At 37.6% G+C, this 21,177-nt stretch carries 18 protein-coding genes and 2 riboswitches; of the genes, 14 read left to right on the top strand and 4 right to left on the bottom strand.

All coding sequences use genetic code 11. The features are described 5' to 3' along the window. Positions 1-21: 21 nt before the first annotated feature. Positions 22-708 (bottom strand): ArsR/SmtB family transcription factor, encoded by a 687-nt coding sequence (locus JKP73_RS02415; protein ID WP_021289350.1) that lies wholly within the window; start codon positions 706-708, stop codon positions 22-24. 115 nt (positions 709-823) lie between these two features. On the opposite strand from JKP73_RS02415, the gene JKP73_RS02410 reads away from it, so the two are divergent. From JKP73_RS02410 to JKP73_RS02395, 4 genes are all read left to right on the top strand, one after another. Next, positions 824-1,666, top strand: a complete 843-nt coding sequence (locus JKP73_RS02410) for an isocitrate lyase/PEP mutase family protein (RefSeq protein ID WP_038242768.1) — start codon at positions 824-826, stop codon at positions 1,664-1,666. 487 nt (positions 1,667-2,153) lie between these two features. After that, the gene (locus tag JKP73_RS02405) at positions 2,154-3,818 is read left to right on the top strand and encodes a PTS transporter subunit IIBC (protein ID WP_038242770.1); all 1,665 of its coding nucleotides are present in this window, start codon (positions 2,154-2,156) and stop codon (positions 3,816-3,818) included. Next, positions 3,819-4,628 (top strand): endonuclease/exonuclease/phosphatase family protein, encoded by an 810-nt coding sequence (locus tag JKP73_RS02400; RefSeq protein WP_160806678.1) that lies wholly within the window; start codon positions 3,819-3,821, stop codon positions 4,626-4,628. It abuts the gene before it with no gap. Positions 4,629-4,644: 16 nt separating this feature from the next. Further along, the gene (locus tag JKP73_RS02395) at positions 4,645-6,303 is read left to right on the top strand and encodes a glycoside hydrolase family 13 protein (protein ID WP_038242774.1); all 1,659 of its coding nucleotides are present in this window, start codon (positions 4,645-4,647) and stop codon (positions 6,301-6,303) included. Positions 6,304-6,433: 130 nt separating this feature from the next. Here the strand turns inward: JKP73_RS02395 and JKP73_RS02390 are convergent, their stop codons facing one another. Continuing rightward, positions 6,434-7,849: a Na+/H+ antiporter NhaC family protein gene (locus JKP73_RS02390; RefSeq protein WP_021289345.1), complete on the bottom strand. Its 1,416-nt coding sequence runs from the start codon at positions 7,847-7,849 to the stop codon at positions 6,434-6,436. A 188-nt stretch (positions 7,850-8,037) separates the two neighbouring features. On the opposite strand from JKP73_RS02390, the gene JKP73_RS02385 reads away from it, so the two are divergent. The 3 genes from JKP73_RS02385 to JKP73_RS02375 all read left to right on the top strand — a co-directional run bounded on the left by JKP73_RS02385 (position 8,038) and on the right by JKP73_RS02375 (position 10,496). Continuing rightward, on the top strand, positions 8,038-8,454 hold the full coding sequence (locus JKP73_RS02385) for a hypothetical protein (RefSeq protein ID WP_021289344.1): 417 nt from the start codon (positions 8,038-8,040) through the stop codon (positions 8,452-8,454). Between the two features lie 91 nt (positions 8,455-8,545). Further along, positions 8,546-8,652: riboswitch (SAM riboswitch) on the top strand. 79 nt (positions 8,653-8,731) lie between these two features. Further along, entirely contained in the window at positions 8,732-9,844 is a 1,113-nt protein-coding gene (locus JKP73_RS02380) for a 5-methyltetrahydropteroyltriglutamate--homocysteine S-methyltransferase (RefSeq protein WP_021289343.1), read from the top strand. A gap of 352 nt (positions 9,845-10,196) precedes the next feature. Next, a complete protein-coding gene (locus JKP73_RS02375) occupies positions 10,197-10,496 on the top strand; it encodes a hypothetical protein (RefSeq protein ID WP_021289342.1) in 300 nt (99 codons plus the stop codon). Between the two features lie 304 nt (positions 10,497-10,800). On the opposite strand, the gene JKP73_RS02370 is transcribed toward JKP73_RS02375, so the two are convergent. After that, on the bottom strand, positions 10,801-11,052 hold the full coding sequence (locus JKP73_RS02370) for a hypothetical protein (protein ID WP_021289341.1): 252 nt from the start codon (positions 11,050-11,052) through the stop codon (positions 10,801-10,803). A gap of 285 nt (positions 11,053-11,337) precedes the next feature. On the opposite strand from JKP73_RS02370, the gene JKP73_RS02365 reads away from it, so the two are divergent. Beyond that, the gene (locus tag JKP73_RS02365; RefSeq protein WP_031335044.1) at positions 11,338-11,898 is read left to right on the top strand and encodes a helix-turn-helix domain-containing protein; all 561 of its coding nucleotides are present in this window, start codon (positions 11,338-11,340) and stop codon (positions 11,896-11,898) included. A 266-nt stretch (positions 11,899-12,164) separates the two neighbouring features. Here the strand turns inward: JKP73_RS02365 and JKP73_RS02360 are convergent, their stop codons facing one another. Then, positions 12,165-12,713, bottom strand: a complete 549-nt coding sequence (locus JKP73_RS02360; RefSeq protein WP_021289339.1) for a helix-turn-helix domain-containing protein — start codon at positions 12,711-12,713, stop codon at positions 12,165-12,167. Positions 12,714-13,087: 374 nt separating this feature from the next. Here JKP73_RS02360 and pruA point away from each other — a divergent pair, with 374 nt between their 5' ends. The 6 genes from pruA to JKP73_RS02330 all read left to right on the top strand — a co-directional run bounded on the left by pruA (position 13,088) and on the right by JKP73_RS02330 (position 20,856). Continuing rightward, positions 13,088-14,635 (top strand): L-glutamate gamma-semialdehyde dehydrogenase, encoded by a 1,548-nt coding sequence (gene pruA, locus JKP73_RS02355; RefSeq protein ID WP_200410847.1) that lies wholly within the window; start codon positions 13,088-13,090, stop codon positions 14,633-14,635. A gap of 141 nt (positions 14,636-14,776) precedes the next feature. After that, entirely contained in the window at positions 14,777-15,694 is a 918-nt protein-coding gene (locus JKP73_RS02350; protein ID WP_021289337.1) for a proline dehydrogenase family protein, read from the top strand. Between the two features lie 104 nt (positions 15,695-15,798). After that, a complete protein-coding gene (locus JKP73_RS02345) occupies positions 15,799-16,782 on the top strand; it encodes an ornithine cyclodeaminase family protein (RefSeq protein ID WP_021289336.1) in 984 nt (327 codons plus the stop codon). A 114-nt stretch (positions 16,783-16,896) separates the two neighbouring features. Then, a riboswitch (SAM riboswitch) is annotated at positions 16,897-17,000 on the top strand. A gap of 163 nt (positions 17,001-17,163) precedes the next feature. Next, the gene (locus tag JKP73_RS02340) at positions 17,164-17,817 is read left to right on the top strand and encodes a carboxymuconolactone decarboxylase family protein (RefSeq protein ID WP_420006907.1); all 654 of its coding nucleotides are present in this window, start codon (positions 17,164-17,166) and stop codon (positions 17,815-17,817) included. Positions 17,818-17,939: 122 nt separating this feature from the next. Continuing rightward, on the top strand, positions 17,940-19,307 hold the full coding sequence (locus JKP73_RS02335; RefSeq protein WP_038242781.1) for an LLM class flavin-dependent oxidoreductase: 1,368 nt from the start codon (positions 17,940-17,942) through the stop codon (positions 19,305-19,307). Between the two features lie 49 nt (positions 19,308-19,356). Further along, positions 19,357-20,856, top strand: coding sequence for a sodium:solute symporter family protein (locus JKP73_RS02330; RefSeq protein ID WP_200410846.1), 1,500 nt, complete (start codon positions 19,357-19,359; stop codon positions 20,854-20,856). Positions 20,857-21,177: the final 321 nt, after the last annotated feature.

Raw genomic sequence — 21,177 nt, 5'->3', positions numbered from 1 at the left:
GACAACCTGTGAAAAAGGAGTTTAAATGCTTAAGTTAAAGTATCTTTTGAGCTCTTTCTGTCCCTTATCGGTAATCGTAACGGCACGACTTAAAGGTTTTCTGCTAATCCAATTCAATTCAAAAAGATGAGAAGTTATGGCCTGACCTAAAGCACCAGCAAGATGATGATGCCGTTCACTCCAGTCCAAACAAACACGGGAGAAGGAACGACGTTCTTTTCTTAGATCCGCAAGTTCCAATCCGAAATCCTGAAAAAACCGTTCTCCATTAGAGGTTACCTCAAATTCTTTTTCTCCTTTTCGCAAATAACCCAAATTCACCATCGATTCAGTTAATGCTACACCTAACCGTCCTGCTAAATGATCATAGCACGTTCTGGCATTACGAAGGGCGATTGTTTGGCTAGACTGTTTTAATGAACGCACTTCGGGTGGTTTTGAAATAGTAAGAAAAGATTCTAAAATACATGCAACCTCTCGACTTGCCAGTTGATAATAACGATATCGTCCATGCTTTTCGACAGTAACAAGGTTCCCCTTCACTAATTTTGAGAGATGAAAACTGGCTGTCTGGGGTTTAATGGCAGCCATATAGGCTAACTCACTTGCTGTATGAAAACGCCCATCCATTAAACTAGTTAGAATCATTGCTCTTGAAGGTTCACTAAGGAGAGAAGCAACTTCGGCCACATTTGGATTCACACTCATTTGTATTCATCTCCTTCTGCATTCCATATTTCGATTATAGTTGAACTATCCATAGGTTACAATAATCATAGATTATAAGTGATTTCAAATTTAATTCATGAAAAGGGGTTTTTTTATGGATCAAAACCATCGATCTTTAAAAATGAGTAACTTTCATCATCTACATCAGCAGTCATCCAGCTTTGTTCTTCCAAATGCGTGGGATGCCATTAGTGCTAAGATGTTTGAAGAAAGTGGATTTGAAGCGATTGGAACGACAAGCGCTGGTATTGCCGCTTCATTGGGGTATAAGGATGGAGGAAATATTCCACTGGAAAAAATGATTGAAGTCATTCAGTTGATTACAAGTTCTGTGAATGTCCCCGTCAGCGCAGATATTGAAGCAGGATACGGAGAAACCATTAAGGAGGTTTTAGAAACAGTAGAAAAAATTATAGCTACTGGAGTTGTTGGGATAAATATTGAAGACGGTACAGGCAAACCAGATCAACCACTATATGATCTATCCTTTCAAAAAGAAAAAATTGCAGCTATCAAGGAACTTTCCTATGCCACTGATGATGCTTCATTATTTATAAATGCTCGTACAGATACATACTGGCTCCATGTTGGAGATGCAACAATGCGATTGAAAGAAACCGTTAGACGTGCTAAAGAATTTGAGGAAGCGGGAGCGGATTGTATTTTCGTTCCTGGATTAACAGACCAGACGATTATCCAACATCTCAGAGAAGAACTTTCCTTACCTATTAATCTATTGGCCAGCCCTGGAATGCCTTCTTTGACCGAGTTATCAGATATTGGCATTGAGAGGCTTAGTTGTGGGTCTGGCCCTTTTAGAGCAACTGTAACTTTACTGAAAACCATTAGTGATGAGATCATGGGTCAACAAACCTTTCATCATATGATGAATGACGCTATGCCCTATGACAAGATTGCTAACTTAGGGGGGAAATAATAAGATTCAAATCCTTTTATAACATTCTATAATGGTAAGTCGATTATGCTTATATGAGGTAATCGACTTTATTCTCAGGATACATATTCTATTTGAAGTTCAAGTAGTTTATTTGTCCCCTGCTATAGTAGTACCTCTGTACGCGAACTATCAGAAACGCTTTATGCATAAAACCATAGAAAATACTCTCAACATGTAACTGTATTTTCTCCTAAATGAACAATAATTACAGTCTGTTTTTTGATGAACATAAACAAAAAATCATAACAAGTACTTGACCTTCTATTGATTCTGCTATACTATGTTTATAGAATTAATGCAATCGTTTGCACATATGGTTGGGAGAATAGGATTAAATAAGTAGAATTTTGATAACGTATATGTTTTATTTTTTAGTAAAATGAAAGTGTTTTCAAGTTTTTGAAAAACTAAGGAACCATCGATTCATTTGAGAAATCGTTTGCATTAATAATAAGGAGGGAGCAGCATGAGAAACATGTTTTCATTTGATTTCTGGCAGAAGTTAGGGAAGGCGTTGTTGGTTGTTGTGGCTGTAATGCCTGCAGCTGGAATTATGATCTCGTTAGGGAAAGTAATTGCAATGTCAGTGGAAGATATATCTTTTATCCTTATGATTGGACGAGTGATGGAAGATATTGGCTGGGCAATTATTAATAACTTACATATTTTATTTGCTGTAGCCATTGGCGGTTCTTGGGCAAAAGAGCGATCCGGAGGGGCATTCGCAGCTTTACTAGCGTTTATATTAATTAATCGAATTACTGGTGTTATATTTGGTGTTACCAACGATATGTTTACCAATCCGGAGGCGGCAGTTACTTCTTTATTTGGAAGTGAATTGGTCGTGGATAATTATTTCACTTCAATTTTAGGGGCACCTGCGCTTAATATGGGGGTATTTATTGGAATTATTTCCGGTTTTATTGGAGCGGCAATTTATAATAAATACTACAACTTTAGCAAACTACCACAAGCCCTATCATTCTTTAATGGAAAACGTTTTGTACCATTTGTGGTTATCCTGTGGTCGGTAATTATTGCTGTGATCATGGCTGTTGTATGGCCATTTATTCAGGGACTGATTAATGATTTTGGTATTTGGTTAGCATCGTCTAAAGACTCTGCACCATTTCTAGCGCCATTTGTCTTTGGGATGTTAGAGCGATTGTTGTTACCATTCGGTTTACATCATATGCTAACGGTTCCAATCAACTATACGGAGCTTGGCGGAACCTATACGATAATGACCGGAGCATCGGTTGGTGAAGTGGTAGCAGGTCAAGACCCACTTTGGTTGGCTTGGGTTTCTGATCTAGTCAATTTGCAAGCAGCTGGTGATATGCAAGCCTATCATACGTTGCTACAAGAAGTAACACCAGCTAGGTTTAAAATGGGACAGATGATTTTATCCAGTGCAGTATTAATTGGAGCGGCACTTGCAATGTATCGTAATGTTGATATAGATAAGCGTACAAAATACAAGTCCATGTTTTTCTCTGCGGGACTAGCCGTATTCATTACAGGGGTAACGGAACCGATTGAGTTTATGTTTATGTTTGCAGCACCAGTATTGTACTTTGTTTATGCTCTTATAGCTGGAGTAAGTTTTGCAATGGTAGATTTAATAGATTTGCGTTTACACTCCTTTGGGTTAATCGAATTGACTACTCGATTACCAATGGCAATCAATGCAGGGCTCATCGGTGATATTATTAACTTTGTAATTACTTGTCTTGTTTTCTTTGCAATTAGTTATTTCCTTTTTCACTTCTTAATCAGGAAATTAAACTCACCAACACCAGGTCGTGCCGGTAATTACTCAGAAGACGATGAAACAGAAGAGGAAAACAACAGCTCTACGCAAACAGCAAGAGCAAAAGATACGAAAGATACAGAAGTGAAAGAAGTTGTCCGCTTACTTGGTGGTGAAGCGAATATCTTGGAAGTAGATGCATGTATGACACGTCTTAGAGTCTCTGTAAAAGATGTAGATCAAGTTGCCTCTGAAACGGATTGGAAAAAGACAGGTGCAATGGGGCTTGTTAAAAAAGATACTGGCGTTCAGGCAATCTACGGACCAAAAGCAGATGTGCTTAAATCAAAGGTAATCGATTACCTGGAGGAGGAGTAGATGAAATTATTGACACTAAACTGCCATTCTTGGCAAGAGGAAGATCAATGGAAGAAGCTGGACATCCTTGCTGCATCAATTCATGAGGCTGCTTATGATGTTGTTGCTTTACAAGAAGTAAGTCAATCTATTGTATCGGAACAAGTAACAGATCGTTTGAAAAAGGATAATTTTGGATTATTACTTGTACAAAAGCTAAATGATTTGGGATCAACTTATAAATATACATGGGCGTTCTCACATACTGCTTATGATCAATATGAAGAAGGGGTTGCTTTATTGACAAAGTGTCCAATTCTTGACCAAACAGAGTTCTTGGTAAGTCAAAGTGATGATCCAGAATTTTGGAAAACACGTAAGGTGGTAGGATTGACCATTGATCATCATGGGATACCATATGCATTTTATTCTTGTCATATGGGATGGTGGCAGGACAAAGAAGAGCCGTTTCGTTGCCAGATGGATCAACTCGTTACAAATGTAAATAAACAGATTCCACATTATCTAATGGGCGATTTTAATAATGTGTCTAATATAGAAGCGGAAGGGTATGCCTATGTGCAACATTTAGGTTATAATGACACCTTCCAACTGGCAGGAGAAAAGGATAGTGGAATTACTGTAGCTGGTGAAATTGCAGGTTGGGAAAAGAATAACGAAAATAAACGAATTGATTTTATTTTTACGTCGACAAAGGACAAGGTACGATTGTCGCGTGTGATATTTAATGGTATCAATAAACCAGTGATTTCCGATCATTTCGGTGTGGAAGTGACGATAGAAAATGGAACGATGAATGGAACTAGTTAAATGAAGGAGAGGGACGATGAAAAAACTATGGTGGAAAGAAGCGGTAGCCTATCAGGTCTATCCTCGCAGCTTTATGGATTCAAATGGAGATGGAATTGGTGATATTCAAGGAGTCATTGATAAGTTAGATTACCTTAAAGATTTAGGCATTGATGTAATCTGGCTAAGTCCTGTCTATCAATCCCCAAATGATGATAATGGGTATGATATTAGTGATTACCAAGCCATTATGTCTGAATTTGGCACCATGACAGATTTTAATCAATTATTGGAAGAAGTACATCAGCGAGATATGAAATTAATTATGGATTTAGTCATTAACCACACGTCGGATGAGCATCCTTGGTTTATGGAGTCAAGGTCCTCAAGAAATAATCCCTATCGTGATTATTATATATGGCATGAAGCAAAAGGCAATCGAGAGCCCAATAATTGGGAATCCATTTTTGGGGGATCGGCCTGGGAATATGATGAACCAACCAATGCCTATTATATGCATGTTTTTTCTCGTAAACAACCTGATTTGAATTGGGAAAACCCGAAAGTCCGCCAATCTTTATATGAGATGGTGAACTGGTGGTTAGATAAAGGAATTGACGGTTTTCGAGTAGATGCCATTTCGCATATTAAAAAGGCTCCAGGTTTTCCGGATATGCCAAATCCGGAGAATAAGAAATACGTACCTTCTTTTGATGGTCACATGAATCAGAAAGGTATTCATGACTTTTTAGCGGAATTAAAGCAGGAGACATTTGATCATTATGATATCATGACTGTTGGTGAGGCAAATGGGGTGACAGTAGATGATGCAGATCTTTGGGTTGGTGAACATAAAGGGAAATTCAATATGGTATTTCAATTCGAGCACTTGGATTTATGGGGGAAAAGTGCGTCTGGTGGATTAGATATTCACGCATTAAAAGAGACATTATCTAAATGGCAGAAAGGGCTTGAAAGCGACGGATGGAATGCTCTTTTTCTGGAAAATCACGATCAACCACGCTCGGTTTCAAGCTGGGGAAATGATGATCGATATTGGAAGGAATCAGCAAAAGGGTTGGCTACTCTTTACTTTCTCATGCAAGGAACACCATTTATTTATCAAGGACAGGAAATTGGAATGACAAATGTCCAATTTGCGTCCATTGATGATTATAATGATATTTCCATGAAAAATTTATACGCAGAAGAGATGGCGAATGGGAAAAATCATCAAGATGTGATGGAGATTATTTGGAAAAATGGGCGAGATAATTCAAGAACACCAATGCAGTGGAGTAGCCAAGAAAAAGCAGGATTTACTACGGGTACCCCTTGGATGAAGATCAATCCAAATTATAGAAATATCAATGTTGCTGCACAGATAAAGGATCCAACATCCATTTATCATTACTATAAACAGCTCATTCAATTAAGAAAACAACATCCAGTCTTTATTTATGGAAAATATGATCTTTCTTTAGCCGATCATGATAAGGTATACGCGTATACAAGAACCGATGGAAATCAGCAAATGTTCATTATGGTGAATTTATTTGAGGAGGAAGTATTGGTCAGCATTACAGATCAATCATCAGCGAAGTTGTTACTAAGTAATTACGATGTAGATAAAGAAGAACAATTGGAGCAATTGGTATTAAGGCCTTATGAAGCTAGGGTTTATCAACTAATTTAAAAAAGGCGAAAATTCTTTCTAGGCTGTCGGAAAAAAGTCTCGACAGCCTGTTTACTTAGAATTTTCAAAGAACCTCCTTATAATCAGATAAGGTAAAGAATATATTCTATAAACGGAAAACATCTTTATCTTAACCGATAAAAAATCCCGCTATTAGGTATAAGACAGCTGCAATTCCAAGCCCAATGGAAACAATCTTTAATTTATACCGTGCATAATCAATTAATGGAACTTCTAAAATAGACGCCGTCGTAATGGTTGTATCGCCAAGTGGAGAGGTCATGGCACCAAATGATCCACTTGCAAAGACGGCACCAACTGTCATTGGCAGTGAAGCTCCAGTGGAAGCTGCTAGAGCAACACCAAGTGGCATAAATATCCCCCACGTTCCAAAAGATGATCCGAGAAAATAACTAACGATCGATCCGACGATAAAAACAATAGCAGGGATTGTAAAGGCTGGGAGAAAAGAACCTAGTGTTGCTTCAATAAATTGAGAGAAACCAAGGTCCTCCGTAACAAGCGAAAGAGACCATACTAAAACGAGAAGGATGATCGCTTCCATTAATTGATTTCCCCCATCATAAAAATGATAAATCGTTTCCCCTAATTTTTGGTCACGAATCATGTAGAAAATAAATGTGATGATTAACGTAATAAAAACAGCAAGCAGGATGACGAAAGTAGCATCAGCTTCAGCAAAGGCATTGAACAAGCTAGTAGCTCCTTTTTCCACCCCATCCTGCCACAATAGAAATAAGGTAAGTCCAAGTAGTAAAAACAATGGGACAATTAAATTCCAAGGTTGTGCCTTTACCATTTCTAATTCTTTTTTTATGCTAGCACGATGATGTTTCCCTTCTTCCCCGTCTTGCGGACCATTATTTGTCTGTTTCTTTTTTGGCTTTGACCAGAAGGTCCAAATCAATCCAATAATTAGCATGACGATGGCAAAAAAGTTGAAAGGGATACTATATAGGAAAACTTGATAAGCATCTGCATTCAAATTATGTTTTTGAATACCGCCCTCAATCAGTGAAACCATAAACCCAACAAATGCTGTTGCTACAGGTAACAATACAATAACAGAGCTGGTTGATACGTCCATGGTAAAACCAACTTTCCAATTTGATATATTGACTTTTTTCAATAAGGATTTAATCACAGGACCAATCATCATAATTCGAAACATTGGCATCATAAAGGTAAAGGGGAGAGTTAACCAAATGACCGCTAGAAGCCCGCGTTCAGAGTCAATTTTGTTACCAACCCACTCCGAAAATCCCTTCACACCACCAGAGATTTGCATCATGCCGATTAATCCGCCAAATAGATATAAAAAAGCGATAATATTAATATTTCCTGGATCAGCCAAGGTAGTTACGATATAGCTGACCGTCTCCTTTGTCCCGTCCAAAATACTGAATTCTAATAGAAAAGCTCCTACAACCAGACTAAGTACTAAACCAGGAAGAATTCGTTTTTGCCAGATCGAAAGTCCAATAACAATAATAAATGGAATTAATGAAAGCCATGATTGTTCCATCAGATAACCTCCCTTATCGCCTTATAATGGAATTTCATAATAATGAATGACCTCTCTTGTTACCATGTGTTAAATCATCCTTTTTCATGCGTGAATGGAAGAAGGTATATCCTTAACTAATAAGAGATGTTACGCTTAACAAAGAAAAACTGTTATAAGTTAGTTATATGAGGAGAGTGACTGCATGGATGAAGAACTTAAAACGTTACTTACAAGAACCAATCTTTACACCGTTGGTTGACCGATTTGTCATGTTTGGATTTGCCGTTGCTGGTGCTTTTGCAAGCATTTATTCATCTGAGCATATGCCATTTTTGGAATTGCTTCATTATTTACTGTTGTTTTTATTAATTGCCATGCCCATCCTAGAATGGATTGGAACAAATTGGAGAGAAAAAAGAGGAATTAAGGAGGAGTCGGTACGATCGCCTCAATATGCCGATAAGATTATAGCTAATTTGTTTGTTATTTTATCAATGATTCTAGGTATCGTTAGCTTAGGGATAAATCTACTTGCTGAATCGTTTAATTGGCGCTGGATGGTGTTTATGTTAGTTGTTGTATTATTTAGCTTTTTCATGCGATATATCCTTATAAAACGTTGACGTCAACTAGAAAATAAATAAAAAAATTGTCAAAACCTTTTGCATTTTTATTGTGGAATTGCTATGATAGATATTAAATATTTAAAAGGAATTCTTATCAAGAGAGGTCAAGGGACTAGCCCGTAGACGCCTCAGCAACCTGTTTGTGAAGACAAGGTGCTACTTCTAGCAAGTTTAGTTAAACTTGAGAGATAAGAAGATGACACCGTTTATTACAGCGTCTCTTCTTAGCTAGAAGAGGCTTTTTTATTACATAAAAAATTAGGGAGTGGATAAAATGGCAACAAAAGTAGAAAAAAAAGCACCATTTAAAGGGGATCATGTAGGAAGTTTTTTAAGACCTGATCGGATTAAGCAAGCTCGAATTCAAAAGGCAAGTAGGGAAATCACGAACGAACAACTCCGAGCCATTGAAGACACGGAGATAATTAAATTAGTTGAAAAACAAAAGAAAGCAGGGTTAAAGGCAATTACAGATGGGGAATTTCGTCGTGCATGGTGGCATTTTGACTTCTTAGAAGGTTTGATTGGAGTTGAAGAATTTGTACCCGAAGCAGGATTGCAATTTTCTGGAATTCAAACAAAAAAACGCGCGATTCGTGTCACTGGAGAAGTAGACTTTAGTGAAAACCATCCTTTTCTTGCAGACTATAAGTTCTTACATGAAGCCGTCGGAGACCAGCATGTTGCGAAGCAGACAATCCCAAGTCCGAATATGTTGCTAGTGCGAGCTGATATAGAAACAAATGTCTATGAAAATATGGAACAAGTGATTCCAGATTTAATTAACACATATCAAAAAGCAATCCAAGCTTTTTATGATGCTGGTTGTCGCTACTTGCAATTAGATGATACTTCTTGGAGTTCATTTCTTTCAGATGAGGGCAGGGAATCGCTCCGAGAAAAAGGTTTTGATCCGGAACAATTAATGGAAGTCTGTAGAAGTGTTATTAATGAATCCATTGCCGAACGTCCAAACGATATGTTAATAACGATGCATATTTGTCGTGGTAATTACCGCTCACACTATTTCAGTACAGGATCATATGATGCGGTTTCAGAAACTATTTTTGGAGGATTAGATGTAGATGGGCTTTTCCTTGAATTTGATGATGATCGATCGGGTGGCTTTGAACCTTTATCTTATGTGAATAGAAACGACCTTCACGTTGTATTGGGCTTGGTTACATCAAAATTTGCGGAGCTGGAAGATCCAAACTTGGTTAAAAAACGTATTGCAGAAGCCGCTACGTATATCCCTTATGGCCAACTTTGTCTCAGCCCTCAATGTGGATTTGCGTCAACCGAGGAAGGAAATAATTTAACAGAAGAAGAGCAGTGGAAAAAAATACGTCATGTTGTTGAGATAGCGGAAGATGTATGGCAATAAGTTTAGAGGTTCCTTCTTGTAAGTAATTAACTAAAGGAAAATCCAAATTATTATCCGAATATACAAGTTATATTCGGGTAGTTTTTTTATTGTTCATTTTCTTCATCATGATTGCGGTTGAAAGGTATGGAAATGAATGCATCAGCTTGGAGAGCGCTCGCTTTATCTATTTTCTATCCCCTTAAAATAACACCAAAGCTTCTGATCTTTTGTTAAAACCCTATTATTTGCCTAAGTATTAATAGATTCTATCATCATTTTCTTCTAACTTCCTCTATCAACCTATGCACTGACTGAATTACATCATAGGATGATCTTGCAAGATAAACAAAATTTAAAGGAGGAATTTAGTGTGGCTATTACCGTACCAGTTCCAACACTAGGTGATGTTATTGTATTAACGTATGAAGGTGATCAAGTAGAAACGGGATGTACAGCTCCAGGTGAAGATGCTCCAGAAGTCAAAAACTTCTCGGTTGAGCAGGGGAATCTTTATATTATTGGATGTAATAACTTCCCAATTGGGGGAGGCACCGTAGCATATATTGTGGATGCTCAAAATATTGATCTTGGTGAACTTATTCAAGCAATTTTAGGTTTGGCAGTTGTTCAAGGTACAGGTGGAAAGACAAATATCTTTACTGCTGTTTAAGCAGTTTTCTATTAGAGTATATGGCTGAGAAACCATGAATTTCTAAATAAGTAGGCGAACCATACTTTCGCAGTGGAAATCGTTTCGCTTTTCGTGAGCATGTCAGCTAACTTGGGCGAGCAAAATATCGCCTATCCGAGTGGATCTTAGGTCTGTGCTGGGTTTCAACGATTTCTACTGCAGATCTTTAATAGATGATGCGTTCAATCATTTCATCTAATAATATAGCAGAAGTCAAATTCATGAAAGACAGTCGTAATTTGTTTAGCTACATGACTTTTGTCCTGTTCCCTATGTAGAGACACTACTGACTTGGATGCCGATATTTGGTTAAATGATAAAGTAAAGTAAGGATGAATAAACAAAGACCGATAATTAGAAAGCTCGAAGCATATATGGATATTTGATGATTACTAACGTTCTCATTAATCATAATAAAAAGATAGGAAATGCCAATCCCGTTTCCATCAATCGGTCTCTGAACGAATTGGAAATAGTTATATACACTCGTTAAACTGAGAAAATATAAAAGGAATAACAGCAGCTTTTGCTTCATTATACCACCCCTTTGTCAAAAGATACTCCCGTTTTATCGGTATATTCTGATTTTTAGATGTTAATCAACCTGAACTGATGATTCTTTTCCTACCAATTGACGTTGTTTTTGTACTATTCTATCATGGAAGAAGTTTAACTCAAACATCAGTGGAAGTCCCATGTTTGATTTATTGAAAATAGCTTCTGATAAATGCCTTCACCATGTAACTGCTGTAATCTAGCTTCTTTTGTTATAATTAGTTTAAGATAGTCACGGTTTTTTTACTGGAAGGAGAGAGTAGCAATAAATCTAAATAATATTGGAAAGAAAATAAAACAGATGCGTTTACGAACAAAAAAGACACAACAGCAAGTGGCAGATGAATGTGGTATCTCCAAAAGTCTTCTATCAAAAATAGAAAATGGCCAGACTGCTTCAGCAATTGCCACGCTATCCAAAATTAGTGAAGTATTACATGTGCCATTATCATGGCTATTAGATGATCACGATGATCGCGATCTTGTTTTGCTTCCGCATGGAGAGCGACAATTCAAAGTAGGCGATGAAAATATGGGATACTCCTATGAATTATTAGCCAATCGCTCAAGGTTTACTGGCATTGAACCGACGATTGTACACGTTACTCCGCGTGACATGAATGTTCGTCAAGAAGCGTATACCCACTCACAGGATGAGTTTATCTATATTCTGGAAGGAAAGATTCAATTACTTTATGGAGAAAGCAAACATCATATGGAACAAGGAGATAGTGCTTTCTTTAAAGGGAACAAATCGCATCTGTTTATACCAGTAAATAATGAACCCGCTCGGGTATTAACCATTTTTATTGATAATCATTTGTAAATCAAGAGGCTCAGCAAGGTGCTGAGCCTTTTTAAGACCTAGTTTTTATGGAATAAGCCCTTGCAAAGTGATTATAATAGATCACAACATTAACTTTAATCGTTTTCATTTTGTAGCCTTTCTCTACAAAGCCTATTTTCCAATGTGTTGCCGTTTAAATACTTTCAGCCCTATTTTCTCAATGATTGCGCCTCTGCTTAGCCTTCCTATAGGTGCCCTCGATAATCAATGGTTACAATCATTCCAAAGTCCATTGATATTAATCCTTATTCAGTAGAAGAAATACATAAAAATTTAATTGTTTTATCGGTTCGATTATACCAATTATGCGGGGTGGATGATTCCAAAAATATGCAATCATATGGTTGCAATAGGACTTCTTCATGGTTAACTTCGATGGTTAGAGTGCCTTCTAATACATAGAGGAATTCCTGACCTTTATGTGTAAAATTATTCCCCCGATTATCCCCTGGATTCAAAATTATTAAATTAGGTACAAACAAAGGGTTTTCCATTTCTCCCGAAAGATCTTTATAAATAAATCGATTTTCTGTCAGGTTTTTCGTATCAACAATATTTCTGGTAATTGCCGAACGGGAACCTTGTGTTTCTGAAGAAAAAAAATAGCTTGGATTCACCCCGAGTGCTTCAGAAATTCGTTTTAACGAAAGTAATGTTGCAGATGTTTTGGAATGCTCTAATTGTGACAAAAAACTAATGGAAAGACCGGTTTCTTGAGAGACTTGCTTCAATGTTAACTTTTTTTGTTTTCGCAGATTCTTTACTTTGTTTCCAAGGTTTTCAGAATTTGTCATGGTATACTCGCCCCTTATGCTAAACGGTTCATGATAGTTCACAATTCCTAGTTTTATAGAATGGTATGAAAAAACAGTTGACGAAAAAGCAAAAAATATCTTATAATTTATTTAAACATAATTTAAGTGATACTTAAATACTTTTCGCTTAAATTATTAGAAAATTTTCTTAGTTCAAATTTCAAATTAATGTAGCTACGATCTATTTCTTATTAGTAACTAGAAAAAAACCCGCAACAGGCTAGACAACTTATTGATTACAGTAATGATTAAATTAATAAGCACTGCATATGCTTTAGGGTTTCTTCTTTTCACAAGTAGTGAAAACGGTTTCATCATTTGGACTAGTAAACTATAATTAGGAGGTTTTTCATATGGTAGTACCTTATACACACGAGCCTTTTACAGATTTTACAGTGGAAGAAAATCGGCAACAAATGCTTCATGCATTAAAAAAAGTAGAGAAGGATCTAGGTAAGGAATACCCACTAATTATTGGGGGAGAACGCATTACAACAGAAGATAAAATCGTTTCTGTTAACCCTGCTAATAAAGAAGAAGTAGTTGGCTATGTTTCGAAAGCGAATCAAGAATTAGCAGAAAAAGCAATGAAAGTTGCAGATCAAACATTTGAAACGTGGCGGAAATCAGACCCGAAATTCCGTGCGGATATTCTTTTTCGATCTGCGGCAATTATTCGACGTAGAAAACATGAATTCACAGCTCATTTAATTAAAGAAGGTGGGAAACCGTGGAAAGAAGCAGATGCGGATACAGCAGAAGCAATTGATTTCCTTGAATATTATGGCCGTCAAATGCTTGAGTTAAAAGATGGTGTCAAGATCAACAGTCGTCCTATTGAATACAATCAATACCATTATATCCCATTAGGCGTTGGGGTTGTGATCTCACCTTGGAACTTCTTGTTTGCAATTATGGCCGGTACAACGGTAGCAGCTATGGTCACAGGTAATACGGTATTGTTGAAACCAGCCAGTGCTACACCAGTAATTGCTTATAAGCTAATGGAAGTGTTGGAAGAAGCGGGTATGCCTGCTGGAGTTATCAATTACATTCCGGGTCCTGGTAAAGAAGTAGGGGATTATCTAGTTGATCATCCACGTACGCGGTTTATTAGTTTTACAGGATCACGTGAGGTTGGAACACGAATTTTTGAGCGTGCTGCTAAAGTACAAAAAGGTCAGAAGTGGCTGAAACGTACGATTATTGAAATGGGTGGAAAAGATACCATCGTAGTAGATAATGAAGCCGATTTAGAGTTGGCAGCTGAATCGATTGTACAATCTGCATTTGGATTTTCAGGACAAAAATGTTCGGCATGTTCACGTGCTGTCATACATGAGGATGTCTATGAAGAAGTGAAAGATAGAGTCGTAGAGCTTACCAAAGAATTATCAGCTGGGAATCCACATGATAACTCTCATTTTATGGGACCAGTTATTGATCAAGGTGCTTATGATAAAATTATGGATTACATCGAAATTGGCAAGCAAGAAGGAGAATTATTAGCAGGCGGCTCAGGTGATAATCGTATAGGTTGGTTCGTAAATCCTACTGTTTTTGGTAATGTAAGTCCAGAAGCAAGAATTATGCAGGAAGAAATCTTTGGACCAGTAGTTGCACTTACAAAGGCAAAGAACTTTGATGAAGCGATTGAGATTGCCAATAATACAGAGTATGGATTAACTGGTGCCGTAATTACCAATAATCGTACCCATCTTGAGCAAGCAAGACAAGATTTCCATGTCGGTAATCTTTACTTCAACCGCGGTTGTACAGCTGCAATTGTAGGTTATCAGCCATTTGGTGGATTTAATATGTCGGGTACGGACTCTAAAGCAGGTGGACCTGATTATCTGATTCACCATATGCAAGGTAAAACAAGCTCTGAAATGCTATAACATAATAACAATATCTCACTCCTGCACTGCTTTACAAAGTTTTGTGGAAATGCGTAATCAAAATCATGGGAAATCACTTATTGTGTTTTTCCCTTGCTTTTGATCGTTCATAAACTATAGATGGTTGGGGGGAGGATCAACGTGGAACAAATCATGCGCAATTTCTTTTTATTTTTATCCAATAATAAACCACTAACGAAAGCAGCTAAGAAGTATGGTTTTCGATTTGGAGCATCGCGATTTGTTGCAGGAGTAGATATTAATGGTGCGGCTGAAAAAATAAAAGAGTTAAATGCCAAAGGATTTGACGTTACAGTCGATCATTTGGGAGAGTTCATTGATAATGAAGACGAGGCTAGGCAATCTGCTCAGGAATGTATTCAGGCGATCAAGGTCATTGCAGAAAAAGAATTGAATGCACAATTATCGTTGAAATTAACTTCTTTGGGAATGGATATATCGTATGAATTAGTTATGGAGAACATGCGAAAAATTTTGCAGGCTGGGACAGAATATGGTGTGATTATAACGATTGATATGGAAGATTATCAGCGTACAGAACAGACGTTAACCATATTTAAGTCATTACGACAGGAATTTGATAATTTGGGAACGGTTTTACAGGCGTATCTTTATCGCGTGGAAGAGGACTTAGACGCATTAGATAGCTACAACCCTTATCTTCGCTTAGTTAAAGGTGCTTATAAAGAGTCCGAAAAAGTGGCATTTCCAAATAAACAGGATGTCGATGATAACTATAAAAAAATTATAAAAAAGAACTTATTGAATGAGAATTACACAGCTGTTGCAACGCATGATGACAGTATTATTGCTTATACCAAAGAACTGGAAAAAGCGCATGATATTCCTCGTGACCAATTCGAGTTTCAAATGCTTTATGGAATTCGTATTGAATTACAAGAACGATTAGTCGACGAAGGATATAAAGTACGTGTATATATGCCGTATGGAGATGACTGGTTTGGTTATAATATGCGTCGTTTGGCCGAACGTCCAGCTAACGTTGCCTTTGTATTAAAAGGAATCTTTAAAAAATAGTCGGTTTATAATGTGCAAGATGCGATTTGAGAAAGGTTTTATGCCGATATTCTCATAACTGCGCTTGCACTTTTCTATTACATATACATGAAAGGAAGAAAGCTATGTTAATTCTTTCAGAGCAAGAAATTAAGGATCATTATTTTATGAACGATGCAATCTATGATGTAAAGCAAGGGTTAATTTCTAAAAAGAAAGGACAAATTACTAATCCGCATCGGACAGTCATTGACATACCGGCGCATCAAGCTTCGAGTCTATATATGCCAAGTGCAGACTTATCACAGGAAATTGCCTCCGTGAAATTAGTCAGTATTTTTCCTGAGAATCCGAAACAAGGAAAGCCAACTACTCAAGGTGCATTAGTATTAACCGACGCTAGTAATGGGGAACATATTTGTATGATGAGTGCATCATTTTTAACTCGTTTACGTACAGGAGCACTGAGCGGGATAGGGACAGAAAAATTAGCTAGAACGGATGCACAAACATTGGGAGTGATTGGAACGGGGGCCATGGCCTTTGAACAAGTCCTAGGTGTTTTGGAAGTTCGTGTTATCCAAGAATTAATCCTATTTAATCGGACGATCGAAAAGGCGTACACATTCAAAGAAGCATTAATGACCTGGGGGATTACGATTCCAATCAAAGTAGTGGATTCACCGAAGCAAGTCATGCAAGTGTCCGATATTATTGCTTGTAGTACAAGGTCGGATAATCCGGTATTCGATGGAAATGATCTACGACCTGGTATGCATATAAATGGGGTTGGTTCGTATTTGCCTAGCATGAGAGAAGTAGATCTAAAAACCATTCAGACAGTTGATAAGATTATTGTGGATGATTTAGCCAGTATAAAAGAAGAAGCTGGTGAGTTAATTTATGCGAATCAAGAAAGTGATTGGCAATTTTCTCACATCCACGCAGAGTTAAGTGATGTTGGTGGTGGAGATCGATTATTGCGAGAAACAGATCAAGAAATTACTTTTTTTAAATCCGTTGGAGCTGCCTATTTTGATCTTGTCGTAGCTAAAGGAATTTATGTAAAAGCGAAATCGCTAGGAATAGGTCAAAAGATAGAATTGTAGTCTCTTAACCAACAATTAAAAAGATCTTATCGGAAAAATGTAAAAAATCATACTTGACACATTTTTCGGTATTCGGTATTATTGTGTACAATTCTTACTAATTAAATTGAATATTCCTTATCTAGAGTCGGGGGAGGAATCTGGTCCAGTGATCCCGCAGCAACCGTTACATATAACAAGGTGCTAATTCCAGCAAGCATTTGCTTGAAAGATGAGAGAATGTAGGCGATACAGCAACCTCTTCTCATCGGAAGGGGTTTTTTCATTGGTCATTATAGAAACCGTATATCCTCTTCCATTAATCCAACTAAATGAATGGGAAAAGTTATATTTAATTAGTGAAATGATTTATTTATTAAAGGAGCGATAACATTGAGTAATATAACGGAGAGTTTGTATAAAAAATCCTATTTCTCACGGATTCAAGAGCTTAGAGAATATGCCCCAGAAACATGTAATACTTTTTTTGCTTTTAATGATCAGGCCTTAGCTGAAGGAGAGTTGCAGGCAAAGCTAAAAGAATTAATTGCCGTTGCTGTAGCACATATTACAGGATGCCCATACTGCATTGAATTACATGTAGGCAATGTGAAGAAACAAAAAGCAACAAAAGAAGAGGTAACTGAAGCTATCTTTGTTGCAGCAGCATTAAAGGCAGGATCAGCAGCAGCCCATGGAGTTAATGCATTGAATGCGTATGACGGGGAAGGAACTGATAATTTGTATCAGGCGTCTTATTTTAACCGATTAAAGGAATTTGCAGCATTAAATGGGGCTACATTTGACGCATTTCTTGATTTTGATAAACAAGCAATCCAAACGAATTATCTGACTGAGAAAGAAAAGGAACTAATTGCAGTGGCATCAGCACATACCACAGGCTGTGCATATTGTATTGACCTTCATACGAAAAATGCAAAACATGCGGGGGCAAACCGCCATGAAATTGCTGAAGCAATCTTCGTAGCTGTAGCTTTGAAAGCAGGGTCTGCTTTGGCACGTAGTGTAAATAAACTTAATGCCTATGACGACTAAACCGTCTCCTAGGTTAGCACGGGGGCACCGAATCCTCATGAGTTACCATCAATCAGGGGAGGATGAAGATCACCAGAGTGGTAAAGATTTAATTTAGGATAACGCATAAGGGAGAGTTGGATATGGCTAAACAAATTCACTTTAACGGATTTATTCAGAATTCACCTTCTCCACATTCGACAGGCTTGTGGAAGCATGAAAAGGATGAAGGAGTTAAACATAATACACTTACCTACTGGATGGACATTGCTAAATTGCTAGAGAGAGGGAAATTTGATTCTCTATTTATTGCCGATGTATTAGGAACTTACAGCGTTTATAACAATAGTCATCAGGCTGCAACGGAGCATGCAGTACAGCTTCCAGCTCATGATCCACTAATTCCAATAGCAGCTATGGCTGCTGTAACAGAACATCTAGGATTTGCACCGACGATATCAGCAACATATGCACAACCGTATTCACTAGCTCGTCAGCTTTCTACGCTTGATCACTTAACAAATGGAAGGGTGGCTTGGAATGTCGTCACCTCTTATTTAGAAAGTGAAGCTGTAAACTTGGGACTTACTAGTAGACTGCCAAAAGAATTGCGTTATGATCGAGCAGATGAATTTTTGGAAGTTGTGTACAAACTTTGGGAACAAAGCTGGGAAGCAAATGCCGTTGTTTATAATCGCGAGAATGATCGTTTTGCTGACCCAGAAAAAGTACATTTAATTAATCATGAAGGAAGATTCTTTCAAGTACCTGGCCCGCATTTAGTAGAGCCCTCTCCACAGCGAACACCTGTCATTTTTCAGGCTGGTGCTTCTCCAAAAGGAAGAGATTTTGCAGCTAAACATGCGGAGGGAGTCTTTACCAAAAATCATTCCTTGGATGCATTAAAGAATTATACAGCCGATATCCGAAATCGAACAGTAAAGCAAGGGCGTAATCGAGAAGATGTACGAATCTTTCCAATGATTCTACCAATTATTGGTTCGACAGAAGAAGAAGCGTATCAAAAATATGAAGGATTAAAAGAACAGGTCAGTTACGAGGGGACAGCTGCTTTATTATCTGGTCATACAGGAATTGATTTCTCAAGTTATGACCCAGATCAATATATAGAAGATATGGAAACAGAAGCAGTACAGGGTAATTTAGATATGTACACTAAGGACCCAAATAAAAAGTGGACACTACGTGAAGCAGTGAAGAATCATGGACTTGGGAATGGGACGGTGAAATTCATTGGTACTGCCGAACAAATAGCCGATAAAATTGAAGAATGGGCTACCGTTGGCGATGCAGATGGGTTTAATATTGCCCAGTCCTATTCACCAGGGACATTCCAGGAATTTGTTGATTACGTTATACCGGAACTGCAACAGCGTGGCATCTATCGTACAGAATATGAGGGGAAGACACTAAGAGAGAATATGTTTGGTAAAGGACGTAGACATGTACCGGACAATCACCCAGCTAGAAAAGCTCAAACAACAGTTTAGAACTGTGCGAATGAATTAAATAAAGCACCGTGAGAAAGGAGGGACAGAGATGAGTACAGTTACGATCTATACATGGATCGGTTTTACTATTTTTTTAGTTGTGATGTTTTTGCTTGGCTTGGTCAGTTCAAAAAAAACCAAGAATGTGAGGGATTTTGCGATTGGTGGGGGGAATCTTGGTCCTTATGTGCTTGGTCTGTCCTTCACAGCAACTTATTTAAGTGCCGCTACGTTTCTCGGTTATCCAGGCTGGTCGCATGACTGGGGATTATCTAACCTTTGGCTGTTTTTGGCAATGATTGGTGGTGGCCCAATTGGTGTAATTATGGTAGCGAAAAGAGTAAGGAAGTTAAATAATGGACAAAAATCACTGTCACTTCCTGATTGGCTCGGTGATTTTTATAAGAGTGATATATTACGAGTAGGTACGGGGATTATATTATTATTTAATGTATTTTATATTGCTGGGCAATTCGTCGCAGGTGCCCGTATATTTGAATATTTATTACATATCCCTTATACCACAGGTTTAATTGTAATTGCAGCTATTGTTATTCTGTATGTCTTCGCTGGAGGGGCATTTGCTGATATTTACACGGACGCTGTTCAAGCAGTGATGATGGGAATTGGCGGTCTATTTATATTTGTATCGGGGATCGTTATTTTTTGGGAAGGCAGTATAACAGCAACATTTAGTGGAATTACGTCGAATTTAGCAAATCAAAATGAAAATTTGGTGCGTATTTTTAACCCAGAATCGACGCATTTTTATTCAATTGGTGTTGTGGTAGGTGCCATCGTGATTCAGTGGGCATTCGCTTCTGCCCCTCATTTGTTTAATAAAGTGTTAGGGTTGAAGAATGAGAAAGATCTAGGAAAGATGATTGTCACGTACATTGTGGCTAGTATATTTTCACTTGTTGTTTTATTTGGTGGCATCTATAGTCGTGCTGCATTAGGGGATACGGTAGTTAGCGCGGATGTAGCATTAATGGAATATATTGTCTGGGCATTTCCGGCTATTATTGTGGCTATATTTGGTGTTGTTATACTGGCAGCTGCAATGTCTACAACGGATGGTCTATTTGTTTCCATTTCAACGGTGTTTGCCAATGATATTTTTCTAAAAGTATTAGTAAAACGAGGAATAATTAAAGTAGATAACCAAAAGGCAGAGCGAATTGCTCTCATTATTAGTCGTGTAACTGTTCCAATTATAGGGTTAGTTGCCTTTCTAATTGTAGTAAGACCTCCTGCTTATATGGGTGATGTCATGTGGATTGGTATTTCTGGTGTAGCTGCAGGAACTTTAGGACCAATCTTACATGCTATTTATGGAAAAAGAAAAGCGCCAGCACGAGCAGTTGAAATTTCTATGGCTGTTGGTGTGTTATCCTATCTCATTCTGTATTTTGGAGGAATTATTCCAAGTACCATGTCAGCAGGAGCAGTAGCAACTTTCATTGGGATATTCACAATTATCATTACTGCACCATTTTTAAATCGTCACACCTATTCTTATGATCAAGCAGAGAAAACAACTGTGTAACTTTCGTATTAGTATTACTAAGGCATAAAGCATGAAGAGGTGTTAATATGTTTGTAAATCCTATGCTTTCCGTCTGGTTATATGGATTTATCGTTTTCCAAGTTGTAATTGGCATTTTGCTATGGAAAGGTTATTTTAAAAATAGATAGGTTTAACGAATTAAAGGTAAAAAAAAGCTATCGAATTATTCGATAGCTTTTTCAGGAGGAAGAAGCAGTAAAGGAAAATGCTAAAAGTCTGCGCGCTATTCGAGTGCTTAAATACTAGAAACGGATGGAATGAAACAAGTCTTAATAGCTTGGACTTCTCTTTCAATAGGTA

The sequence above is a fragment of the Virgibacillus salexigens genome, from assembly GCF_014905415.1.
Taxonomy (GTDB): Bacteria; Bacillota; Bacilli; order Bacillales; family Amphibacillaceae; genus Virgibacillus; species Virgibacillus salexigens.
Note: the sequence above shows the minus strand (reverse complement) of the source record. Positions and strands in the feature narration are given on the sequence as shown.

Coding starts and splice junctions, on each gene's coding strand:
- pruA (WP_200410847.1), top strand. CDS start 13,088: ATGGTAGTACCTTATACACACGAGCCTTTTACAGATTTTACAGTGGAA.
- JKP73_RS02335 (WP_038242781.1), top strand. CDS start 17,940: ATGGCTAAACAAATTCACTTTAACGGATTTATTCAGAATTCACCTTCT.
- JKP73_RS02385 (WP_021289344.1), top strand. CDS start 8,038: ATGAAGAACTTAAAACGTTACTTACAAGAACCAATCTTTACACCGTTG.
- JKP73_RS02360 (WP_021289339.1), bottom strand. CDS start 12,713: ATGACAAATTCTGAAAACCTTGGAAACAAAGTAAAGAATCTGCGAAAA.
- JKP73_RS02330 (WP_200410846.1), top strand. CDS start 19,357: ATGAGTACAGTTACGATCTATACATGGATCGGTTTTACTATTTTTTTA.
- JKP73_RS02400 (WP_160806678.1), top strand. CDS start 3,819: ATGAAATTATTGACACTAAACTGCCATTCTTGGCAAGAGGAAGATCAA.
- JKP73_RS02395 (WP_038242774.1), top strand. CDS start 4,645: ATGAAAAAACTATGGTGGAAAGAAGCGGTAGCCTATCAGGTCTATCCT.
- JKP73_RS02405 (WP_038242770.1), top strand. CDS start 2,154: ATGAGAAACATGTTTTCATTTGATTTCTGGCAGAAGTTAGGGAAGGCG.
- JKP73_RS02345 (WP_021289336.1), top strand. CDS start 15,799: ATGTTAATTCTTTCAGAGCAAGAAATTAAGGATCATTATTTTATGAAC.
- JKP73_RS02390 (WP_021289345.1), bottom strand. CDS start 7,849: ATGGAACAATCATGGCTTTCATTAATTCCATTTATTATTGTTATTGGA.
- JKP73_RS02410 (WP_038242768.1), top strand. CDS start 824: ATGGATCAAAACCATCGATCTTTAAAAATGAGTAACTTTCATCATCTA.
- JKP73_RS02380 (WP_021289343.1), top strand. CDS start 8,732: ATGGCAACAAAAGTAGAAAAAAAAGCACCATTTAAAGGGGATCATGTA.
- JKP73_RS02370 (WP_021289341.1), bottom strand. CDS start 11,052: ATGAAGCAAAAGCTGCTGTTATTCCTTTTATATTTTCTCAGTTTAACG.
- JKP73_RS02415 (WP_021289350.1), bottom strand. CDS start 708: ATGAGTGTGAATCCAAATGTGGCCGAAGTTGCTTCTCTCCTTAGTGAA.